Origin of the sequence: Methylobacterium sp. 17Sr1-1 (genome assembly GCF_003173775.1) — a bacterium.
Taxonomy (GTDB): domain Bacteria; phylum Pseudomonadota; class Alphaproteobacteria; order Rhizobiales; family Beijerinckiaceae; genus Methylobacterium.
Window position 1 is genome coordinate 652,602 of record NZ_CP029552.1, and the last position, 18,657, is coordinate 671,258.

General features: G+C 71.1%; 16 protein-coding genes. 8 read left to right on the forward strand and 8 right to left on the reverse strand.

Going from position 1 to position 18,657, the window contains the following annotated elements; genetic code table 11:
- Positions 1 to 358 precede the first annotated feature (358 nt).
- From DK412_RS03015 to DK412_RS29935, 3 genes are read left to right on the forward strand one after another with little or no spacing between them, the layout of a single operon-like run.
- Entirely contained in the window at positions 359 to 1,858 is a 1,500-nt protein-coding gene (locus tag DK412_RS03015) for a peptidoglycan-binding domain-containing protein (RefSeq protein WP_162596081.1), read from the forward strand.
- 50 nt (positions 1,859 to 1,908) lie between these two features.
- Positions 1,909 to 2,364 (forward strand): DUF2243 domain-containing protein, encoded by a 456-nt coding sequence (locus DK412_RS03020; protein WP_109970741.1) that lies wholly within the window; start codon positions 1,909 to 1,911, stop codon positions 2,362 to 2,364.
- Positions 2,364 to 2,513: a hypothetical protein gene (locus DK412_RS29935; RefSeq protein ID WP_162596082.1), complete on the forward strand. Its 150-nt coding sequence runs from the start codon at positions 2,364 to 2,366 to the stop codon at positions 2,511 to 2,513. Before DK412_RS03020 ends, DK412_RS29935 begins: the two co-directional genes overlap by 1 nt.
- Positions 2,514 to 2,517: 4 nt before the next feature.
- On the opposite strand, the gene DK412_RS03025 is transcribed toward DK412_RS29935, so the two are convergent.
- Positions 2,518 to 4,020: an NAD(P)/FAD-dependent oxidoreductase gene (locus tag DK412_RS03025; RefSeq protein ID WP_109970742.1), complete on the reverse strand. Its 1,503-nt coding sequence runs from the start codon at positions 4,018 to 4,020 to the stop codon at positions 2,518 to 2,520.
- Between the two features lie 266 nt (positions 4,021 to 4,286).
- On the opposite strand from DK412_RS03025, the gene DK412_RS03030 reads away from it, so the two are divergent.
- The 4 genes from DK412_RS03030 to DK412_RS03045 all read left to right on the forward strand — a co-directional run bounded on the left by DK412_RS03030 (position 4,287) and on the right by DK412_RS03045 (position 8,597).
- On the forward strand, positions 4,287 to 6,110 hold the full coding sequence (locus tag DK412_RS03030) for a hypothetical protein (protein WP_109970743.1): 1,824 nt from the start codon (positions 4,287 to 4,289) through the stop codon (positions 6,108 to 6,110).
- Positions 6,111 to 6,113: 3 nt separating this feature from the next.
- The gene (locus DK412_RS03035; RefSeq protein WP_109970744.1) at positions 6,114 to 6,680 is read left to right on the forward strand and encodes a hypothetical protein; all 567 of its coding nucleotides are present in this window, start codon (positions 6,114 to 6,116) and stop codon (positions 6,678 to 6,680) included.
- Positions 6,680 to 7,996, forward strand: a complete 1,317-nt coding sequence (locus tag DK412_RS03040; protein ID WP_109970745.1) for an NAD(P)/FAD-dependent oxidoreductase — start codon at positions 6,680 to 6,682, stop codon at positions 7,994 to 7,996. The genes DK412_RS03035 and DK412_RS03040 overlap by 1 nt, the downstream gene beginning before the upstream one ends.
- Positions 7,997 to 8,120: 124 nt before the next feature.
- Positions 8,121 to 8,597 (forward strand): hypothetical protein, encoded by a 477-nt coding sequence (locus DK412_RS03045; protein ID WP_109970746.1) that lies wholly within the window; start codon positions 8,121 to 8,123, stop codon positions 8,595 to 8,597.
- A 250-nt stretch (positions 8,598 to 8,847) separates the two neighbouring features.
- Here DK412_RS03045 and DK412_RS03050 read toward each other — a convergent pair whose 3' ends face one another.
- The 7 genes from DK412_RS03050 to DK412_RS03080 all read right to left on the reverse strand — a co-directional run bounded on the left by DK412_RS03050 (position 8,848) and on the right by DK412_RS03080 (position 16,874).
- Positions 8,848 to 9,327 (reverse strand): PIN domain-containing protein, encoded by a 480-nt coding sequence (locus DK412_RS03050; RefSeq protein ID WP_245447402.1) that lies wholly within the window; start codon positions 9,325 to 9,327, stop codon positions 8,848 to 8,850.
- Between the two features lie 67 nt (positions 9,328 to 9,394).
- Entirely contained in the window at positions 9,395 to 9,640 is a 246-nt protein-coding gene (locus DK412_RS03055; protein WP_109970747.1) for a type II toxin-antitoxin system Phd/YefM family antitoxin, read from the reverse strand.
- Positions 9,641 to 9,735: 95 nt separating this feature from the next.
- Positions 9,736 to 12,060 carry a Tex family protein gene (locus DK412_RS03060; protein ID WP_109970748.1) on the reverse strand — a complete coding sequence of 775 codons (2,325 nt, stop codon included), beginning with the start codon at positions 12,058 to 12,060 and terminating at the stop codon, positions 9,736 to 9,738.
- A gap of 153 nt (positions 12,061 to 12,213) precedes the next feature.
- Positions 12,214 to 13,185, reverse strand: a complete 972-nt coding sequence (locus DK412_RS03065; protein WP_109970749.1) for a DMT family transporter — start codon at positions 13,183 to 13,185, stop codon at positions 12,214 to 12,216.
- Positions 13,186 to 13,491: 306 nt separating this feature from the next.
- Positions 13,492 to 13,710: a YbdD/YjiX family protein gene (locus DK412_RS03070; RefSeq protein WP_109970750.1), complete on the reverse strand. Its 219-nt coding sequence runs from the start codon at positions 13,708 to 13,710 to the stop codon at positions 13,492 to 13,494.
- 4 nt (positions 13,711 to 13,714) lie between these two features.
- Entirely contained in the window at positions 13,715 to 15,778 is a 2,064-nt protein-coding gene (locus DK412_RS03075) for a carbon starvation CstA family protein (RefSeq protein ID WP_109970751.1), read from the reverse strand.
- Positions 15,779 to 16,208: 430 nt separating this feature from the next.
- Complete coding sequence (locus DK412_RS03080; RefSeq protein WP_109970752.1) at positions 16,209 to 16,874, reverse strand: response regulator transcription factor; 666 nt, start codon at positions 16,872 to 16,874, stop codon at positions 16,209 to 16,211.
- Positions 16,875 to 17,463: 589 nt separating this feature from the next.
- Between DK412_RS03080 and DK412_RS03085 the strand changes: the two genes are divergently transcribed.
- The gene (locus DK412_RS03085; RefSeq protein ID WP_109975026.1) at positions 17,464 to 18,639 is read left to right on the forward strand and encodes an FIST N-terminal domain-containing protein; all 1,176 of its coding nucleotides are present in this window, start codon (positions 17,464 to 17,466) and stop codon (positions 18,637 to 18,639) included.
- The last annotated feature ends 18 nt before the right edge of the window (positions 18,640 to 18,657 follow it).

Below are 18,657 nucleotides of genomic sequence, written 5' to 3' on the forward strand. Positions count from 1 at the left end.
GGGTCTTGTCCGGGGAGTCTCTCCCCGGGTCGTGCCGGGGTCCTGTCGGCTCCTTAGTCGAGGGGGCGGGCGCTGTGAAGCTCTTTGGGCTCGAGCCGGCCGGCTCGGGGCCCGAGCCCGACCGGCTTGCGGGGGGCCATCCGCCAGTGGCCTGACCGAGAGCCCGATCGAGAGTGGGATCGCAGGCGTGACCGCGTGCCGCTGGACCGAGGCCCGGCCAGAGGCGCGCCTTGCCGCCCGGGCGGCCTCGGTGTGGCCGGAAAGCATGCCGCCAGCGAATTCGTAAAAACATCCTTTGAGTTTGACCTAGGGCCATGTAGCAAATTGATGACAAAAAAATCCAAGATGGGGCTTGGGAATGAATTCGGACGTCGACATGCTGGTTGCCGTCATCGGCGCCGGGCTGGTTCTGCTCGCGGTCGCGTATTGGTTTATGCGCCGATCGGCAAAGAAGCGTTCCGTCATTCCCGATCGATCGGGCGACGAACTTGAAATATTGGCCAAGGAATTGGCGAATCTCGTGGATGTCGCACGGTTCATCAATAACGGTTTTCAGGACGATAATTTTTACTCCATCAGAAGCAAATATTTTGTCATCGTAACGCGGCTGCGGGAGCATCCGGCCTATTCACGCTACGTGGATCCGAAGCTCGGCACCGTCGCGGAGGCCGGGCATGCCCTGCCGCTGAGCATGCTGCGCCCGGAGGACAAGGAATGCCTCCTCGTCACCCTGCGGGAGATGCAGGGCTGCGTGCAGATCCTGATCGACCTCCGCGATGCCGGCGGCCTTCCCGGCTCCGCGCCCGGGCCCGACCGCCACCCTCCGCCCGGTGCCCCGACGACGCGTCCGCTCCCGAGGCGCGGCCTGCGCCTCGCGGCGGCGGGCGCCCTCGCCCTGCTCGCCGGGTGGATCGGGCATGTGGCCCCCGGCAATCTGGCCCTGGGCGATGCGGCGGGATCCGGCGCGACCCTGCTCGCCCGGGCCCACCGGAACCTCGGGGACGCCCTCGGCCTCGGCGCGGCCGCCGGCCTCCCGGCCGATCCGGGCGCGCGGTCGCACCGGATCGCCGCCGAGATGGGAGCGCTCGCCCAGGACGTCGCCCGCCACCGGGACGAGCTCGACGGTCTGAGTCGGGCGACGAGCGTCCTCCGGGCGCAGGCGGCGGAGCAGCGCGAGGGATTGGCCGCGGCCCGCACGGAGGCCGAGGCCGGCCGGGCCGCCCTCGTCGCCCTGCGCGCCGAGATCGTCGAGCAGGCCGGACGGATGGACGAGGCCCGGGCCGAGGGCGAGGCGGCGATCCGGCAGATCCGCGAGCGCATCGCCGCGCTCGGCCACGCCGCGCGGGACAACCACGCGGCCATCGACCGGATCGCCGGCATCGCCGACGTCATGCAGGAGACGGCGCGCGGCATCGAGGAGGCCAGCAGCCAGCTGTCGCGCGAGCGCGTGCACCTCGCCGCCCTCACCAGCGACGGCAGCGACGCCGACCAGACCCTGTCCGAGATCAGGGCCCGCATCATCGCCCTCAAGGTCTCGCTCGCAGGGGCGGATGGCGCGGCCCCGGTCGCCGGGCCGGCGCCGGCCACCGCCGCGCCCCCCCTGCCGCAGCGGAACGAGGCGGCTTTGCAGCCGGAGGAATGGCGGCAGATCCAGCAGGCTCTGGCCCGGTCCGGGCATTTCGCCGGCAAGGCCGACGGCCGGGCGGGGGAGGGGACCCGGGCGGCGGTCGCGCGGTACCAGCGCGGGCTCGGCGCGGAGGCCACCGGCCGGCTCACCCCGGCACAGATCGACCGGCTCCTGCCGTCCCGCCCGGTCAAGGGGCCGATGGCGGCCAACGGATCGATCGCAGCGCGGTGACGAGCCGGCGCGCACCCGGAACGGAGGCAGTTGCGTGCCGTTCGCCCCGCATGACCGCGCTTCCCCGACCCCGGCACGACCTGTGGCCCGGCCTCCTGATCGGCCTCGGCCTCGGCGGCTTCTTCGACGGGATCGTGCTGCATCAGCTGCTGCAATGGCACCACATGCTGAGCAGCTGGTACCCGGTCACCTCGCTCGACGCGCTGGAGCTGAACACCCGCTGGGACGGGTACTTCCACAGCGCCACCTATGTGTTCGTGGTGCTCGGCGTGTTCGGGCTGTGGCGCCGGGGCGGTCCGTACGACGGCCGGGTGCTCGCCGGCGCGGTGCTGCTCGGCTGGGCGGCGTTCAACCTCGTCGAGGGCGTGATCGACCACCAGATCCTCGGTGTCCACCACGTCAACGAGACGGTGCCGCGGGCGGCCTGGGCCTGGTGGGATGCCGGCTTCCTCGCCTGGGGCGCCGCCATGGCGCTGGCGGGCGGCCTCCTGGTGCGGGGGCGGTGATGCGGCGCGCGGCGCTGCCGTGGATCCTCCTCGCGCTGGCGCTCACGGCCGCGACGGCGCCGGTCTGGGGGCGGTGGGTCGCCGGGTTCGACCCGACGCTGGACGAGCTGCTGAGCCTGCGCTGCGCGCCGGCTCAGGCCCCATCGTGACGGCTCACGCCACCTTGCGCGGCACCATCCGCTCGCTCACCAGGGCCTCCCGCGCCCCCGACAGCCCGGCCTCGGCGTATTCCGCATCCTCGTTGACGTTCCACACGTCGTAGCGGCGCTCGCCGAGAAGAATGTTCCGCGCCGTCAGCATCGCGGTCATCATCGCGTGGTCCTGGTTGTTGTACTTGTGCATCCCGTTGCGGCCAACGAGGTGGAGAGTCGGGTAGCTGCCCTCGAGGTCCCGGCGGATCGTCGCCACGTGGGCGCGGTAGGCGTCGTCGTAGACCGGATAGGCCTTGGGCTGGCGCACCACGCAGGCATCGACCACGCTCGCCGGATCGACGAGGCCGATCAGGCCGATCTCGCGGCGGGCGAGCGCGATCAGCTCCGAATCCGGCGCGTTCCACAGGCCATCGCCCTCGAAGCAGAAATATTCGAGGCCGAGGCAGGTGTAGGACTCGTCCGGCACCATCTCGGGCGACCAGGAGCGGAAGTTCTGCACCCGGCCGACCTTCACCGCCGGATCGTGGACGTAGATCCAGTTGTCCGGGAAGCTGTCCTTGGCCCGGGCGATCAGCGCCACGGTGACGAAGTCGCGGTAGCGCAGGGAGCGGGCCTGGAAGGTGCTCAGGGGCGCCGGGCGGATGGCGCCGACGAGCTCGCGGATCGGCGCCGAGGAGACGACGTGGCGGGCCGTGAAGGTCTCGCGCCCGCCGCCCTCGCGCCGGGCGCTCACCGTCCACAGCTTGGTGGCGGAATCGTAGGACAGCCCGTCGACCCGTCGGTCGAGCAGGACCTTGCCGCCACGCTGTCTGATCGCGCTGGCGGCGGCGTCCCACATCATGCCGGGGCCGCGGCGGGGATAGCGGAACGACTCGATCAGGGTCTTGATCACCGGGCCGTCGCCGGCGGCCGGCCGATGGAGCCCGAGGGAGCGCTTCAGCCCGTCGCGGATCGCCGCGCCGAGGTCGAGGCCCTTGATGCGCTGGGCCGCCCAATCGGCCGAGATGTCGTCGCAGGACATGCCCCACACCTTCTCGGTGTAGGTCTTGAAGAAGATCGAGAACAGCCGCTCGCCGAACTGGTTGCGGACCCAGTCGTGAAAGCTCCTCGGCTCGGGGATGGGCCGCGCCCGGGCCCAGAGATAGGAGGCGACGCAGAGCCCGCTCTCGACGATCCCGAGGTTGCGCAGGGCCTCGAAGGCCTTGAGCGGGTAGGCGTAGGTCTTGCCCTTGTAGTAGATTCGCGACAGCCGCGGCCGCTCGATGAAGTCGTCGGGCAGGATCTCGTTCCAGAGATCGACCACTTCCTGCGATTTCGAGAAGAAGCGATGGCCGCCGATGTCGAACAGGAAGCCCTTGTACTCGACGGTGCGGCTGATGCCGCCGACCTGGGTCGCGTCGCGCTCCAGCACCACGACGTCGCGGCCGGCCTTGGCCAGCACGTAGCCGGTGGTCAGGCCCGCCGGTCCTCCGCCGATCACCAGCGTCTCGGTGTGAAGGCTCATCGCTGGGGCAACTCCGGGGCCGTCACGGCCGCTTGGGGTGGGTCCCCGGGGCCGGTCTCTCTCCCCGAGCTTTACCGCCGGGATGGTAAAGATCCGCTCAACCGGTCCCGCTCAGTGCACCTGACAAAACTCCCGCCGCGCTGTCGCTGCCACAGCCAGCCGCGACGGTGATCGGGAGTTTTGTGAGAGACACTAACCGGGGGGTAACGGCGGCCGTGCGACCCCGGACCCATCCGGATCTCCTCCCGGCTCAAGGATCCCGCGCCATGCCCGCCGCCTTGCTCCCCCAGGCCCGGTCCGGACCGCGGGCGGCGCAGGCCTCCCCCTTCGAGCGCCCGGCGCTCGTCTGGCTCCTGGTTCTCGCCGGCGTCGTCGGCTTCACGGGCTGGGCCGGGATCGGGGCGATCCTGCGCGACCTGCGCCTGCCGGATACCGACGACGTGATGCGGCTCGTCCAGGTGCGCGATCTCCTCGCCGGCCAGTCCTGGTTCGACCTCGCGCAAGCCCGCCACGCCGGCGCGCCGCCGATGCACTGGTCGCGCCTCGTCGACGCACCGGTCGCCGGGCTGATCCTGCTGGCGCGGCCCTTCGCGGGGGCGTCTCTCGCGGAGGGGATCGCCGCGGTGGCCTGGCCGCTCGTGCTCCTCGGCCTCTACGCGGCGATCCTCTATCGCGGGGTGCACCGCCTCTTCGGATGGCGCGCCGCGGCCTTCGCGCTGTTTGCCGCCACGCAATCCGTCGTCGTCAGCGGCCTGTTCGCCCCCGGCCGGATCGACCACCACAACGTCCAGACCTGCGCGATCGTCGCCCTGGCCCTGAGCCTCGCCCGCTCGGGCGCGACGCTGCGGGACGGCGTGCGCGCCGGCGCGCTCGCGGCCCTCTCCCTGGCGGTCGGGCTGGAGGCGCTGCCGTTCATCGCGCTTGCCGGCCTCGTCCTTGCGGGCCTGTGGCTGCGGGCCGGGCGCGCCGCGCTGCCGCCCTTCCTCGGCTTCGGCCTCGCCCTCGGGCTCGTTGCCCCGGCGCTCTTCCTCGTCCAGACCGCGCCGGCCTTGTGGAGCGCTACCGCCTGCGACGCCCTCTCGCCGCCCTGGCTCTGGCTCGCGGCCTCCGCCGGGCTCACGGCCGCGGCGGCGTCCCTCCTGCCGGGCGGGTGGGGAGCCGGGCGGCGGCTCGGCCTGCTCGTCGCCTGCGGCCTCGCGGCGGCCGGCGGGTTCCTCCTCCTGTTCCCGACCTGCGTCGCCGGGCCGTTCACCGGCATGCCCGACCTCGTGCGCCGGGAATGGCTGGTGCGGGTGCAGGAGATGCTCCCGGCCCGGCATCTCGCCGGGCACGCCCCCGATCTCGCGCTCGCCGGCTACCTCCCGGTGCTGATCGGCGCCGTCGCGGCGAGCCTGTGGGCGTGGCGCGGGCGCGAGGCCGGGCAGCGGGCGCTGATGGCCGCCACCGCCGGCGCGCTCTGGCTCGGCCTCGCCCTCGGCGTGCCGCAGGTCCGTGGCCTCTACGTCGCCGCCGCCTTCGTGCCCCTGGTGGCCGGCCCGCTCCTCGACCGGGCGGTGGCGCTCCTGCGGACGCCCGGGGCGACCGCATCCCGGCAGGTCGCCGCCCTGGCGGCCAGCCTCGCCCCGTGCGGCAAGGCCTGGCTCCTCCTCGCGTCGCTCCTGCCGGTCCTCGCCGGGCCGGACAAGGCGATGGAGGCGGAGCGCATCGCCTGGCAGACCTGCGGCGACGCCAAAGCGATCGCCGCCCTCGACGTCCTGCCGCCGGGGCTGATTCTCGCCCGGATCGATCTCGGGCCGGCGCTGCTCCTGCACGGCCACCACGCCGTCGTGGCGGCGCCCTACCACCGGGCGCTGCCGGGACTCGTCGCCGCGCTCGAGGCTTTTCACGATGCGGACGCCCTCGCGGCGGTGGCCGCACGGGTGCGGGCGGACTACATCGTGGCCTGCGACACCCCGGCCGACCCGGCGGTGTCGAGCGTCGCGGACCGGATCGGGCGCGGCGAGATCATCCCGCCCGGGCTGGAGCCGGTCCCGGTGCCGGACACTCCCTTGCGAGTCTGGCGCCCCGCGGCCGGCGCCGCGAGAGGCTGATCCGTGACCGGGCGTGCCGCCGCGCTCTCCCTCGCCGTCCTCCTCCTGGCCCTCCTGCACGCGGTCCTCGCCGCCGGGGCGGTGATGGTCGCCCGCGGCGAGGAGCCCGGCGGCATCGAGGAGGCGTGGCTCGCCCTGCTCGGCCCCCCCGATCTCGGCCCGGTCGATTTCGCGAGCCTGACGCGCCTGCGCTCCCGGGGCGACGCCCTCGCCTGCGCGGCCGATATCTGCCCGAAGGCGCAGGCCGACGCGGTGCCGCCGGTCTACGCGGTGGCGGGCGCCACCTTGCGCGAGATCGTCCGATCGGTGGCCGAGCGCGAGCCGCGCACCGCCCTGGTCTTCACCGACCGATGGGGCGAGCAGGACCGCTACGTCGCCCGCACCGCCTGGCTGCGCTGTCCCGACACCGTCACGGTCGAGATCGTCGGCCGCGGGGAGGGCCGATCGAGCCTCGCGCTCTACATTCGCAGCCAGGCCGGCTGCCCCGTCCCGGCGACGAGCCACGGGCGCCTGATCCGCTGGCTCGACGGGATCGCGGCGGTGGCCGGAACCGAGGCGAACAAGGGGTGATGATCCGGATGCCGCGCGCCGCCCACGAGCACCTTGTCCCCACCGGCATTCCGCCCCTGGCGGCCCTGCCCGCCCACCCCGACGTGGTGGTGATCGGTGCCGGCGCCGCCGGGATCGGCGCGGCGCGCCGGCTCCTCGCCCGCGGCCTGTCGGTGGCCGTGCTGGAGGCCCGCCCGCGGCTCGGCGGCCGCACGATCACCACCGCCTTGCGCGGCCACCCGGTCGATCTCGGCGCCCACTGGCTCCATGCCGGGCCGATCAACCCCCTGGTCGCCTTAGGCTTCGAGCGCGGAGAGCCCCTGCGCCGGGCCGCGCAGGAGAGCCACCTCTGGGTCGGGCGCCGTCCGGGCCGGCCGGCGGAGGAGCTGGCCTTCGGCCGCGCCTGGGCCGTCGCCGACCGGGCGATGACCGACGGCGCGCGCCTCCACGGCGAGGACCGGCCCGCGGCGAGCGCCCTGCCGCCGGGCCTCGGCCCCTGGGGGCAGCGCGTCGCCCTGGTGCACGGCCTCGTCTCGGGCCGGCCGCTCTCCGAGATCAGCCTGCACGACTTCCCGAGCATGGAATACGGCGACAACTTCTTCATCGCCGGCGGCTACGGCGCCTATCTCGCCCGCCTCGCCGCCGGGCTCCCGGTGGCGTTGTCCACCCCCGTCACCGCCCTCGACTGGGCCGGGGAGGGGGTACGGCTCGATCTCGGGGCGCGCGGGGGGCTCAAGGCCCGCGCCGCCCTCGTCACCGCCCCGATGATGGTGATGCAGGAGCCCGCACCCGCGCTCCGCTTCGCCCCCGACCTGCCGGGCCCGGTCCGCGCGGCGATCGACGGGTTCCGCACCGGCATCTACGAGCACGTGGTGCTGCACTGGCCGTCCTCGCCGTTCCGCGGCCGCGACCGTCTGGCGAGCCTGATCGGCGGCCGGCTCCAGCCGCCGGGCCTGCTGACCCGGGTCGACGGCACGCCGTTCCACTATTTCGAGCTCGACGTGCCCCTGGCCGCGCGCCTCGACGCGGCCCGTGCCGGGGCGGACGGCGCCCGGCGCCTGGTGCGCGAGACCCTCGCCGAGCAGGTCGGCCGCGGGCCCTTGCGCGACCTCGCGGTGCCGGCGGTGACCGAGTGGCGCCACGATCCGTGGTCGCGCGGCTCCTGGGCGGTGGTGCCGCCGGGCCATACGGGGGCCCGCGACCTCCTCAAGGAGGCGGTCGCCGAGCGGATCTGGTTTGCCGGCGAGGCCCTGTCGCGGGAGCAGTGGGGCACCGCGGGCGGCGCCTTCGCGGAGGGCGAGCGGGCGGCCGACGCCATCGCGGCCGCCCTCCACTGAGCGTCGCGCACGGAAGCCCCCGGTCGCCACGATGCTCGCGCTGACGGCGTCAGTGCAGCCGGAGTGTCGTGACCTGCACCAAAGCCACATTGGGCTTCGCGCCCGCAATCCCTACATTCCCGCCATGCTGACCCGCGTCCTCACCCTCCTGCTGCTCCTCGGCCTGTCCTGCGCCGTCGAATCCCACGCCCAGCCGCTCACCCGCAACGTGCTCACGGGCACCTGCGAGAAGCTCGTCGTCGCCGGCAAGGACGTCAGCCCGACCTGCGGCGCGAGCATCGTCAACGCGGTCCAGGGCCGGCGCACCTCGTTCGACTTCACCTCGAGCGACGGCACCACAATCAGCTTCAGCGGCACCGGCATGCCGCAGGACCGCCAGGAGGAGGTCGGGGTCGATGCGCTCCAGCCGGTCAGCGCCGTGATCCTCACGGTGAAGGGCACTGACGGCGGCATCACCCGCGACACCCTGATGACCGTCGGCTCCTGCCGCTTCCCGCCGGCAGGGCCAGGCCGCTCCACCGTCGCCTGCGCGGCCGACACCCAGCGCGGCCGCTTCGAGGGGACGTTCACGACGACGAGCGAGGCGGGCGCGGGCAGGTAGGTTGTTTATCGAGATGTGTTTAGTTCCATCGGCAAGTCTTGGCGGTACAGGCATCGATCGATCTGGATATCGAATCCTGAGAAATCCAAATGATTGCTTCGCAATGCGGATTTCGGCTTCGATCAGGTGCCGCGCAGGCTTGTGATAACGAATTCAGGGTTGATATTTCGGATTTGTTATCAGAGCAAATCTTGGCGAAAGCCTGCGATCCGTGCCGCTGGACTTCCAGGATAAGCATGTCGTGTCACTTTCAGCCTCGACCGTACGCCAATATGACTCCCGGATTCTGCCACGCGCCCCCGAGACGATTGCGAGAGCGATCTGTCTGCAGGCAGTGGTTGGGTTGCGCGATACCGGAAAGGTTGTGCATCGCCACCCCGAACGCTTGCAAGGGCTCAAAGTGGCGAAGGTTCTCGGTGACGAGCACGAGACCATGCACCTTTGCGGTGGCGGCGATCGCGATGTCTGCGAAACCTGGATGCCGGCCGATTCCGACCGCGCTGTCGCCCAACGTACCAGTGGCCTCTGCCTCCCCGATTCCAAACGGCAGGACGCGGTCACCGAACACGTCGAGGAGAGAGCTGAGCCACGCATCGAACGTGTCCGCGCGAGCCGTGGCGCTCTTCCGGCGCAGCTTGCAGACGCCTTCGCGGATTTCGGCGATCGTCACGGCTGAGAGATAGAGTCGTCCGGCCTCCTCTCGCAGCCGGGCCGCGACTGATTCGGGCATGCCGGCCCGGCCCGGCCCGGCGCGAGGAGCGAAAGGGCTGACGTGTCGAGAAGGTAGCCGCTGCGGCTCATAGATCGATGGAACGCGTTGGTGTCCGGTCGCGCTCGACGTCGTCGAGACCGCCAGGGAAGGTCATCAGGAAGTCGGCAAAGTTCGGCGTCTCATCGGGATAGAGGCGACGCGCCATCTCTACCGGGACGATCACCGCAGCCGGTCTCCCATGTAGCGTGATCGTCGTCGGCTCGCCCCGTTCAGCCGCCTCAACCAGAGCCGAGAGCCCGGCTTTGGCGTCCCTCACCTGGACCGTTCGCATGAGCGGGATCTCGCTACTGTGACCACATGTGGTCACAGTAGCGAGAAAGAACTCACGGTGCACCGAGGAGACGCGATCCCCCGACGATCCGCTCCCTACCGCCGCGACCCCCGGTCCAGCCCCGCCTTGCGCAGGGCATCCGCCAGCGCCCCGCCGCCCGCCGGCTCCTCGCGCCGGGGTTGAGGGCGTGGCGCATCCCGCCGGGGCGCGTCGCGGTGCTGGCCTCCTTGCTCCCGCGGCGGCCGCGCGCCGACCTCGTCGTCGAGGCGCATCGTCAGCGAGATGCGCTTGCGCGGCCCGTCGACCTCCAGAACCTTCACCCGCACCACGTCGCCGGGCTTCACCACGGCCCGCGGATCCTTCACGAAGGTCTTGGACAGGGCCGAGATGTGGACGAGCCCGTCCTGGTGCACGCCGACATCGACGAAGGCCCCGAAGGCCGCGACGTTGGTCACCACGCCTTCCAGCACCATGCCGGGCTTCAGGTCGCCGATCGTCTCGACGCCCTCCTGGAAGGTCGCGGTCTTGAAGGTCGGGCGCGGGTCGCGGCCCGGCTTCTCCAGCTCGGCGATGATGTCGGTGACCGTCGGCAGGCCGAAGGTCTCGTCGGTGAAGGACTTGGGATTCAGCCCCTTCAGCACGCTGCCGTTGCCGATCACCGCCTTGATGTCGCTCTTCGTCGCCTGGAGGATGCGGCGCACCACCGGATAGGCCTCCGGGTGGACGCCCGAGGCGTCGAGCGGGTCGTCGCCGTTCTGGATCCGCAGGAAGCCCGCCGACAATTCGAACGCCTTCGGCCCGAGCCCCGCGACCTTCTTCAGCCCCGAGCGGCTGCGGAACGGCCCGTTCGTGTCGCGGTGGCTGACGATGTTCTGCGCCACCCGCTCGCTGAGGCCCGACACCCGGGCGAGGAGCGGGCCCGACGCCGTGTTGACGTCGACCCCGACGCCGTTCACGCAATCCTCCACCACCGCGTCGAGGGAGCGCGACAGCTTCCCCTCCGCGAGGTCGTGCTGGTACTGCCCGACGCCGATCGCCTTCGGCTCGATCTTCACCAGCTCCGCCAGCGGGTCCTGCAGGCGCCGGGCGATCGAGACCGCGCCGCGCAACGACACGTCGAGGCCCGGCAGTTCCGCGCTGGCATAGGCCGAGGCCGAGTAGACCGAGGCGCCGGCCTCCGACACCATCACCTTGGTGAGTTTCAACTCCGGCTGCTTCGCGATCAGCTCGGCGGCGAGCCGGTCGGTCTCGCGCGAGGCGGTGCCGTTGCCGATCGCCACCAGCTCCACGCCGTGCGCCCGGCAGAGCTTCGCGAGCGTCATCAGCGACCCGGTCCAGTCGCGTCGCGGTTCGTGCGGGTAGATCGTGTCCGTCGCCACCACCTTGCCGGTGGCGTCGACCACCGCGACCTTCACGCCGGTGCGGAAGCCGGGATCGAGGCCGAGCGTCGGCCGGGCGCCGGCAGGCGCGGCGAGGAGCAGGTCGCGCAGGTTGCCGGCGAAGACCCGTACGCCCTCCGTCTCGGCGGCGTCCCAGAGGCGCGCCCGCAGGTCGAGCTCGATCGAGAGCCGGAGCTTGGTGCGCCAGGCGAAGCGCACCGCCTCCATCAGCCAGCGGTCGCCGGGCCGGCCGCGATCCTGGATCCCTGCGGAGAGGGCGATGCGGCCGTCATAGAGCGCCTGCGCGTCGACGCCATCCGGCGCCTCGTCGAGGCGCAGGTCCAGCACCTCCTCCTTCTCGCCCCGGAACAGGGCGAGCACCCGGTGCGAGGGCAGGCGGGTCAGGGGCTCGGAGAAGTCGAAATAATCGGAGAACTTGGCCCCCGCCTGCGCCTGGCCGTCGCGCACCCGCGAGACGAGCCTGCCGCGGGTCCAGAACGCCTCGCGCAACTGCCCGACCAATTCGGCGTTCTCGGCGAAGCGCTCGACCAGGATGGAGCGGGCGCCCTCCAGGGCCGCTTCGGGTGTGGCCACGCCCTTGCCCTCGTCGACGAACGGGGCGGCGGCTTTGAGCGGGACCTGGTCGGGGCGGGTGAGCAACGCCTCGGCCAGCGGCCCGAGGCCGGCTTCGCGGGCGATCTGTGCCTTGGTGCGGCGCTTGGGCTTGAACGGCAGGTAGAGATCCTCGAGCCGCGCCTTGGTGTCGGCGGCGAGGATCTGACCCTTGAGCGCGTCGTCGAGCTTGCCTTGCGCGCTCACGCTCTCGAGGATCGCGGCGCGGCGGGCCTCCAGTTCGCGCAGGTAGCGCAGGCGCTCCTCCAGGGTGCGCAACTGCGCGTCGTCGAGGGTGCCGGTGACTTCCTTGCGGTAGCGGGCGATGAACGGCACCGTCGAGCCGCCGTCCAGCAGGTCCACCGCCGCCTTGACCTGCCATTCCTGCGCGCCGAGTTCGGTGGCGATGCGCTGCTCGATCGTCGGCATGGGGCCTCTCCGGGTGGGGGAGGCGCGTGTTTAGAGGCCGGCGGTCCTTCGGGGAAGAGGAGACGTATCAGGGGCGGTCGCGGCGCGACCACCAAATCGAGACATGGAAAGGGCGGCCGCGATGCGACCGCCCTTGCAAGTGTCAGCCAATTGTCAGCGCACGCCGCCCGCCGGCAGCACCCCGGTCGGGGCAGGCACCCGGCGCATCCGCTCGCGGTGGGCGGTGTAGAGGCCGCTGCCGCAGATCACCAGCACGCCGAGGCCCATATAGGCGTCCGGCACCGTGCCGAAGAACAGGAAGCCGAGGAGGCCGGCCCAGATGATCTGGCTGTAGGAGAACGGCACCAGGGTCGAGGCCGGGGCATGGCGGTAGGCGATGGTGACGATCCAGTGCCCGGCGGTCGAGATGAAGCCGATCGCGGCGCCGATCGCGACCTGGTTGAGGTTCGGGGTCTCCCAGACGAAGGGCACGATGCCCGACAGGATCACGAAGCCGACGACGGCCGACCAGGTCATGGTGGTCTGCGGCGCGTCGTAGCCGTTGATCTTGCGGGTGACGACGAGGGCCGCGGCCCAGAACAGGGCGGAGACGATCGGCAGGAGCGCCGCGGCCTGGAACGCGCTGGTGCCGGGCCGCACGATGATCAGCACGCCGACGAGGCCGACGAGGGCGGCGGCCCAGCGCCGGGCGCCGACCTTCTCGCCGAGCACCGGGATCGACAGGGCGGTGACGAAGATCGGCGACACGAAGGCGATCGCGGTGATCTCGGCCACCGGCAGGGTGCGCAGGCCGGCGAGGAACAGCAGCGAGGAGCCGACGAGGGCGATGCCGCGCACCACCTGCAGGCCCGGCCGGGCGCTGCGGAACGGCGAGGCGCCGCGCTTGAGCTGCGCCCGCACCGCCGCCGCCGCCAGCATCACGGCGAGGAAGCCGACATAGCGCAGCCACGCCACCTCGATCCCGGAGAGCTGCCCGGTGAGGTGCTTGGCGGTCGCGTCGGAGCTCGACAGGAAGACGGTGGAGACCACCACCAGCACGATGCCGCGCAGCGGCTGATCGCCGAGCAGGGCCGGCAGGGCCGGGCGGGCGGAGGGGACGGCGACGGGGAGTGTCAGGGTGGCCACGGGGCTAACGGCGTGTGCGGATGAAGGACCTCATCTGTAGCACCGCCCCGGTCAGCTCAGCCGTGCCGATTGCGCGCCACCGCCATGCTGTCCGATCAGCCCTAGTTAAGGCGCGCTTTACCGGATCGTGTTGGGGCGGCGGCGACTTGTGACATCGCCGCCATCATCCTGCCGCAAGCGTTACGGGTGTATCCTGAAAGACTCGTGAACGAACTTCGTCTTTGCCGGAACCGGATCCGGCATTGCGTGTTGTTTCGCCCGCGCAGGGTTGAGGACCCCGCGCGGGCGCGAATGTCGGCCGCGTAATCAGCAGCAGCGGAAGCCGCCGCGCCCGCCGACGCCGAACCGGGCGTTCTGGCGCTCGCGGAAGAACTCCGTCGGGGTCATCGGCTGCTGGTCGGGATGGGTCTTGCGGATATGGGCGACGTAGGTGTCGTAGTTGCCCTGGCCGACCATTAGCCGCGCCCCGTCGCAGACGCAGCGCGTCAGGGTCGCCCAGCGCTCGCGCAAGGTCTCGGCGCCCATCGGCTCACTCCGCCGCCGCCGGCACCGCCCGCGGATCCGCCTCGACGGCGGTCCAGCGGTCGGCCCGGTAGGCCTTGAGGCAGGCCTGGACGCCGAAGGCGATGATCGCCACCACGACGCCGACGAAGACCAGCGCCAGCACCGCGTCGATGCGGTCGTTGAAGATGATCTGGCGCATCTGGTCGGCGCTCTTCGCCGGCGCCAGCACCTTGTTCTCGGCGAGCGCCGTGGCGTAGCGGTCGGCGTGGGCGAGGAAGCCCACCCGCGGGTCGGCGGAAAAGACCTTCTGCAGGCCGGCGGTCAGGGTGCAGGCGACGAGCCACAGCGTCGGCACGATGGTGACGAGGGCGTAGCGCTCCCGCTTCATCTTGAAGATGACCACGGTGCAGAGCGTCAGCGCGATCGCCGCCAGCATCTGGTTCGAGATGCCGAAGAGCGGCCACAGGGTGTTCACGCCGCCGAGGGGATCGGTGACGCCCTGGTAGAGGAAGAAGCCCCAGGCCGCGACGCAGAGACCCGTCGCCACGATGCTCGGGCCCCAGGACGACGTGTCCTTGAAGGCCGGCACCGCGACGCCGATCAGGTCCTGGAGCATGAAGCGCCCGGCCCGCGTCCCGGCATCCACGGCGGTGAGGATGAACAGGGCCTCGAACAGGATGGCGAAGTGATACCAGAACGCCATCATCGCCTTGCCGCCGATGACGTTCGAGATGATGTGGGCCATGCCGACCGCCAGCGTCGGCGCGCCGCCGGCCCGCGAGATCACGGTGTGCTCGCCGACGTCGGCCGCGGTCTGCTTGATCGTGTCGGCGGTGATCGGGAAGCCCATGGCGGTGACCGCCGCGGACGCGCTCTCCGCCGTGGTGCCGACGACCGCCGCCGGCGAGTTCATGGTGAAGTACACGCCCGGATCGATGACGCTGGCGGCGACGAGCGCCATCACGGCGACGAAGGATTCCATCAGCATGCCGCCGTAGCCGATGAAGCGGGCATTGACCTCGTTGTCGATCAGCTTCGGCGTCGTGCCCGACGAGATCAGGCTGTGGAACCCTGAGACCGCGCCGCAGGCGATGGTGATGAACAGGAACGGGAACAGCGAGCCCGACCAGACCGGCCCGGTGCCGTCGACGAACTTCGTCACCGCCGGCATCTGGAGATGCGGCGCCAGCACCAGGATGCCGAGCGCGAGGCCGACGATGGTGCCGATCTTGAGGAAGGTCGAGAGGTAGTCGCGCGGCGCCAAGAGCAGCCAGACCGGCAGGATCGAGGCGACGAAGCCGTAGCCGATGAGCATCCAGCACAGCTGCGTGCCGGTGAAGGTGAACAGCGCGGCCAGCGTCGGGTCGTTGGCGACGTTCTGGCCGAAGACGATCGCGGCCATCAGCAGCACGAAGCCGAGGATCGAGACCTCGCCGATGCGGCCCGGGCGGATCCAGCGCGAGTAGACGCCCATCAGGAGCGCGATCGGGATCGTCGCCATCACCGTGAAGGTGCCCCAGGGGCTCTCGGCCAGCGCCTTGACGACGATCAGCGCCAGCACCGCCAGGATGATGACCATGATCAGGAAGGCACCGAACAGGGCGACGACGCCGGGAATCGTGCCGAGCTCGGTCCGGATCAGCTCGCCGAGCGAGCGGCCGTCGCGGCGCATCGAGACGAACAGCACCATGAAGTCCTGCACGGCGCCGGCCAGCACCACGCCGGAGAGGATCCAGAGCAGGCCCGGCAGGTAGCCCATCTGGGCGGCGAGCACCGGGCCGACCAGCGGGCCGGCGCCTGCGATCGCCGCGAAATGGTGGCCGAACAGGACGTACTTGTCGGTCGGGACGTAATCGAGCCCGTCGTTGTGGCGCACCGCCGGGGTCTGGCGGGTCGGGTCGAGCCGCATGATGCGGTCGGCGATGTAGAGCGAGTAGTAGCGGTAGGCGATCAGGTAGACCGAGACCGCCGCGACGACGATCCAGAGGGCGTTGATGCTCTCGCCGCGCTGCGTCGCCACGACGGCGAGGGCGGCGGCCCCAAGCGCGCCCACGAGGGCCCAGGGTCCGTGTTTCCGGACGGCTGTCATCAGGTTTCCTCCCGGCTCCGCCGCCGGGCTGAAAACGGGCTTCGGCGGCTTCCTTCGACTTTCGGGTAAAGGAAACGTCAAAGGCTGCCAATGCGGCCGCGGGTTGGGGACGCTGGGGGAGGATTAGACTTTCGTCGTAGGGATGGATGAGCGGCGGTTCATGCTCGTGTTGCCATGATCTGACAATTCCTCGCTGCGTTCGGGGACCGTCTAACAGGAATCGACTGCCGATTCCTCGCCCCGTGCCCGGAGGTTTGTCCATCCCGCCCGCGACCTCATCCTGAGGTGCGAACAAAGTGAGCTTCGAAGGAGCCCTCCAGAAGTTTTCAAGTGAGCTGGAGGCCGCCTTCGAGGGCCGCTACGCGGCCCCGCAGGATGAGGTCGCGGGTAGGATGGACTTGGCGTTCGACCGTGTCGTCTGCCGTCCTGCTCAACTCGACGGCAACCCCGCCAGAATATGATCGTAATCCAAATTCGCCGTCTCGATGACGATCTGGGTCCGGCTGATCACCCCGAGCTTGCGCAGGATCTCCGAGACGTGAGCCTTCACGGTCGAGTCGCCGACGCCGAGTTCGTGGGCGATCTGCTTGTTGAGCTTGCCCTGGCGGATCATCAGCAGCACCCGGACCTGCTGCGGGGTCAATTCGGCGATGCGCTCGGCGATCGGCGCCTTGCCGGGCTTGCGGCCCGGGGTTTCCGCCGGACCGGCCACTCCCTCGGGCACGAAGACGGCGCCGTTGAGAACGTTGGTGATGGCGCGGATCAGAACCGGCTTGCCGGCGGCCTTGGGCACGAAGCCGGCGGCGCCGTGGGCGAGCGCCTCGCGCACGATGCGCGGGTCGTCGAGGCCCGACACGACGAGCACCGGAATGCGCGGGAAGCGGGTGCGGATGGCGATGAGCCCGTCGAAGCCGTTGACGCCCTGCATCGTGAGGTCGAGGAGCGTCAGGTCGATCGAGCGGCCGCGGGAGAGGGCCGCGCAGGCGCTCTCGATGCCGTCCGCCTCCTCGACCTCGGCGGCCGGGAAGGCGAGACGGACCGCGCTGCTCAGGGCATCGCGGAACAACGGGTGATCGTCGACGATGATCAGGTGCATGTCCGACCCCTCCGCGACGGGCGTCGGCGCTCCGTCCGGCCGTGGAAGAGACACCCCAGGGGCCGGACCGGTCAATCCCACCATCGCAGCGGATCATCCTCTCGCCGGCGCAGAGCCACCGGGCCCGCGCACACGCAGATCGAGCGCAGCAACGTCGCCGCACCCATAAGTCGAGGGAAGAGTTATCATGCGGCCCCTTCAGCAGCCACCATGCTTTGGTATGGATCCTCGACGGGATGTCCGCGCCCTGCACATTGGTCCAATGGTGGCCGGCGCCGACCCGGTCCTATCGTCATGCGACCTCGGCGGCCGAAGGACCTCCTCACCGCGGAGCGGGTGGGAGCGGAGCGTGGCATCTGGCGGCTGCGTCGCGTGGGGCGGCGCGGCCGCCGATCGCGGGGGCGATCTGCCCGTCCGTTCCCCAGCGCAGGCGTGGCCGCCGCACCGGCCGCGCCTGCGCACCCTCACGCCTTTGTTGCCAGCCGCATCCCCGCGCCGCATAATGGCGGCAATGCCGCAACGGAGCCGGCAACACGGGAGGGACCGCTTGGTGCTGGACACCTTGGCGCGGGTCGATTCGGCGCGAACCATGCCGGGCAAGAGTCAGGGCGAGGACACGCGCACGCGTTCGCATCGCTGCGGAATCCAGACCGCCTGGACCGAGGCGGCCGGGGCCGAGGCCGCCGTGGCGGCGCTCGCCGCCTCCCTCGACATCGCCCGCATCGCCCATCTCGTCATCTTCTTCTCGCCGGTCTACGGGGTCGAGGCCCTGAACGCCGCGCTGACCCGCGCCTTCCCGGGCGTGCGGGTCGCCGGCTGCACCTCCTCGGGCGAGATCAGCCCGATGGCCGGGCTCGACCGCGGCCTCGTGGCGATCGCCTTCCCGCACGAGGGGTTCCGCATCGCCTCGACGGTGCTGGAGGCGGTCGACCACCTCGACGCCGAGCGGGCCGCCGCCTCGATCCGCGCGTTGCGCTGCGCCCACGAGCGGATCTCCCGCGGCGGGCAGCGTTTCGCGATCTCGCTCATCGACGGTCTCGCCAATGCCGAGGAGACGGTGATCGCCGCGATCGGGTACGGGCTCGACGGGGTGCCGCTGGTCGGCGGCTCGGCCGGGGACGAGCTCACCTTCTCCGAGACGGCATTGATCCATGACGGGCAGGTGCACCGCCGGGCCGCGATCCTGCTCCTGATCGAGTCCGACTTCCCGGTCGAGATCTTCAAGAACGACAATTTCGAGCCGACCGGCGTCAAGTTCGTCGTCACCGACACCGACCACGAGCAGCGCACCGTGCGCGAGCTCAACGCCGAGCCGGCGGCGGTCGAGTACGCCAACGCGCTCGGCCTCGATCCCGAGGCGCTCACCCCCACGAGCTTTGCCGCGCACCCGCTCGTGGTGCGGGTCGGCGGCGATTATTTCTGCCGCTCGATCCGCCACCTCAACCCGGACCAGTCCTTGAGCTTCCACTGCGCCATCGAGAGCGGCGTGGTGCTGACGCTGGCGCGCCAGAAGGATCTCGTCGAGGCGACCCGGGAGGAGCTGGCCCGGCTCGACGCGCGGCTCGGCGGCGTCGACCTGGTGATCGGGTTCGAATGCGTGCTGCGCCGCCTCGACGCCGAGATCCACCAGGTCCGCCACAGCATCGCCGACCTCTACCGGCACTACAACGTCGTCGGCTTCGAGACCTACGGCGAGCAGTACCGCTCGATGCACCTGAACCAGACCTTCACGGGCATCGCCATCGGCCGGCCCGCCGGCCCGTGAGCGGGACGGACGAGGCGA

Bases quoted from the DNA above. Each gene is read 5' to 3' on its own strand.
- DK412_RS03015 (WP_162596081.1), top strand. From the start codon at position 359: ATGAATTCGGACGTCGACATGCTGGTTGCCGTCATCGGCGCCGGGCTG.
- DK412_RS03020 (WP_109970741.1), top strand. From the start codon at position 1,909: ATGACCGCGCTTCCCCGACCCCGGCACGACCTGTGGCCCGGCCTCCTG.
- DK412_RS29935 (WP_162596082.1), top strand. From the start codon at position 2,364: ATGCGGCGCGCGGCGCTGCCGTGGATCCTCCTCGCGCTGGCGCTCACG.
- DK412_RS03025 (WP_109970742.1), bottom strand. From the start codon at position 4,020: ATGAGCCTTCACACCGAGACGCTGGTGATCGGCGGAGGACCGGCGGGC.
- DK412_RS03030 (WP_109970743.1), top strand. From the start codon at position 4,287: ATGCCCGCCGCCTTGCTCCCCCAGGCCCGGTCCGGACCGCGGGCGGCG.
- DK412_RS03040 (WP_109970745.1), top strand. From the start codon at position 6,680: ATGATCCGGATGCCGCGCGCCGCCCACGAGCACCTTGTCCCCACCGGC.
- DK412_RS03045 (WP_109970746.1), top strand. From the start codon at position 8,121: ATGCTGACCCGCGTCCTCACCCTCCTGCTGCTCCTCGGCCTGTCCTGC.
- DK412_RS03050 (WP_245447402.1), bottom strand. From the start codon at position 9,327: ATGCCCGAATCAGTCGCGGCCCGGCTGCGAGAGGAGGCCGGACGACTC.
- DK412_RS03055 (WP_109970747.1), bottom strand. From the start codon at position 9,640: ATGCGAACGGTCCAGGTGAGGGACGCCAAAGCCGGGCTCTCGGCTCTG.
- DK412_RS03060 (WP_109970748.1), bottom strand. From the start codon at position 12,060: ATGCCGACGATCGAGCAGCGCATCGCCACCGAACTCGGCGCGCAGGAA.
- DK412_RS03070 (WP_109970750.1), bottom strand. From the start codon at position 13,710: ATGGGCGCCGAGACCTTGCGCGAGCGCTGGGCGACCCTGACGCGCTGC.
- DK412_RS03075 (WP_109970751.1), bottom strand. From the start codon at position 15,778: ATGACAGCCGTCCGGAAACACGGACCCTGGGCCCTCGTGGGCGCGCTT.
- DK412_RS03080 (WP_109970752.1), bottom strand. From the start codon at position 16,874: ATGCACCTGATCATCGTCGACGATCACCCGTTGTTCCGCGATGCCCTG.
- DK412_RS03085 (WP_109975026.1), top strand. From the start codon at position 17,464: ATGCCGGGCAAGAGTCAGGGCGAGGACACGCGCACGCGTTCGCATCGC.